The organism is Bradyrhizobium sp. IC4060 (assembly GCF_020193715.1).
GTDB classification, from domain to species: domain Bacteria; phylum Pseudomonadota; class Alphaproteobacteria; order Rhizobiales; family Xanthobacteraceae; genus Bradyrhizobium; species Bradyrhizobium yuanmingense.
The window spans coordinates 1-2156 of record NZ_JADYVJ010000048.1 but is presented as its reverse complement, the minus strand read 5'-3'; the positions used below and the strand labels follow the sequence as shown (position 1 = coordinate 2156).

Annotated in this window: 2 protein-coding genes; both read right to left on the bottom strand. The window is 65.6% G+C overall.

Annotated elements, in window-relative coordinates; translation table 11 throughout:
- Window positions 1–11 precede the first annotated feature (11 nt).
- Window positions 12–851, bottom strand: a complete 840-nt coding sequence (gene istB / locus I6F16_RS37375; RefSeq protein ID WP_225174759.1) for an IS21-like element helper ATPase IstB — start codon at window positions 849–851, stop codon at window positions 12–14.
- Window positions 852–871: 20 nt separating this feature from the next.
- On the bottom strand, window positions 872–2156 hold a 1285-nt coding region (gene istA / locus I6F16_RS37370), incomplete at its 5' end, for an IS21 family transposase (protein ID WP_346730192.1).

Below are 2156 nucleotides of genomic sequence, written 5' to 3'. Positions count from 1 at the left end.
CACCATCGGCATTATGATCTCGGTTGAAGGTTGTTTCCGCCGGTGACGGGCCGGAGGGAGGCGGAGCCGACCGGAGGGCCGTCACCGGCGGTCGGCGGCTTGATGAGGCCGCTCTTGCGCTTGGCGCGGAGCCGATAGCTGTCGCCGCGGATCGTCAGCACTTGGCTGTGGTGGAGGAGCCGGTCGAGGATCGCGGTGGCGACCACGGGATCGGCGAACACGGTGCCCCATTCGGCAACGCTGCGGTTCGAGGTAATCAGCATGGCACCGGTTTCGTAGCGCCGGCTGACCAGCTGGAAGAACAGGTGCGCCGCATCAGGTTCGAGCGGCAGATAGCCGAGCTCGTCGACGATCAGCAGCTTTGGCTTCGACAGGGCGAGTAGCTTCTCGTCCAGGCGTCTCTCGCCGTGCGACTTGGCAAGACCCGCGACCAGCGTCGTCGCGGTTGTGAACTGCACCGTGTAACCGGCCAGGATCGCCTCTCGCCCGAGCGCGATCGACAGGTGCGCCTTACCGACGCCCGGCGGACCGAGCAGCAGCACGTTCTCGCCGTTGGCGATCCAACGTGACGCGGCCAGGTCGCGGATCTGCTTCGGATCGATCGACGGCTGCGCCTCGAAGTCGAAGCCCGCGAGCTCCTTCACGGCCGGGAAGTGTGCAAGTTTTAGTGCCATCTCGATGCGGCGATGATCCTTGCGCGCAATCTCGCGCTCGCACAGCAGGATCAGTGTCTCACGCGCCGACAGGTTCGCGCGCGCCGCCTCGTCGAGCAGGCTGTCGAGCTGATCGCGGATCCCGGAGAGCTGCAGTCGCGCCAGCATGGCATCGAGCGGATCGGCTGTTGCTTCCATTATGTTCTTTGCCCGCGCCATCAGAAGCTTCCTCCGACCACGGCTTCGTATTCGGCAAGAGGGCGTAACAACGACGGCGGTGGAGACGGCGCCAGCACCGCCGCGATCTCCGCCCGGCGGACCGCGCCATCGCAACCAGCAACACCGTCGAGATGAGCGGAGTCGACGATCCGCAGCCGGCGTCCCTCCGATTGCTTGTGGAGCGCAACCTGGTGCAATCCATGGCGGATCCGCACTTCGCCGGCCGCGATCGTCACCGCCACGCGCTCGCCAATAAGGCGCCACGGCACCGAGTAGCTGTTCGTGTCGATCTCGACGGCGCAATCATTGCCGACGACGCGGGTCAGTTCACGCAACGATCCGAACGACGGCTGCCCGCCGAGCGGCTTCAACCGGTGTGCCTCGTCACGCGCAAAGCGAACGATCGGCGCCTCGCCGGTCGTGCCGTGGATACGAACGTTCGCAACCTCATGCTCCCACCTGTCGAGATGCGCCTCGAATGCTTCCCAGCTTGGGAAGGAATGGCCGGCGATTGCGTTCTTCTTCACGTAGCCGACGCCGTTCTCGGTCTTGCCTTTCGTGCGCGCCCGATATGGTGCGCAGGCGCGAGGACGGAAGCCCCAATGTTTTGCGAAGGCGATCAGCTTGTCATTGAACTGAACCGATCGGCTCACCGCGTCGTGGCGCACCACGAGCGCCCGTGGATTGTCCATCAGCACTTCCTCCGGCACACCGCCGAGGGTCGTGAATGTGCTCTCGAGCCCGGCAAACCAATGCTCCTGCCTCTCGGCCCGGAACGCACGCACATGGAGCCGTCGCGAATGCCCGAGCGTTGCCACGAACACGAATGCCTTGACTTTTGCCCCTCCGATCTCGACCAGGCGCTCCCCGAAGTCGATCTGCAGCTGCCGGCCCGGCGGCGTCTCAAACCGCGTCGTCGCCAGCGCCTCCGCCTTCAGCACCTGGCGATAGGGCTGCACGGCGCGTTGCAGCGTCCGCCGGCTGATCGTCACGCCTTTCTCGGCCAACAGGTCCTGGCGCACCACGTCGGCATTGCCGCGATGCCGAATGAGCCTCTCGCGCAGCCAACCCTCAAGGCCGTCGAGACGCTTGGGCCGCTCAGGCGACTTGAACGGCTTCACCCCGCCCGCCGCCACGTAGTCCTTTACCGTGTGATGGCTGCAGCCCAGCTGCCGCGCAATCCGCTTCACACCCCACCCGCACGCCCTCAGGCGCAACATCTCCGCCACGTCATCCGGCGTCTTCATCACCTGCCCCCGTGGATCACTCCACGTCGAGCCTTCA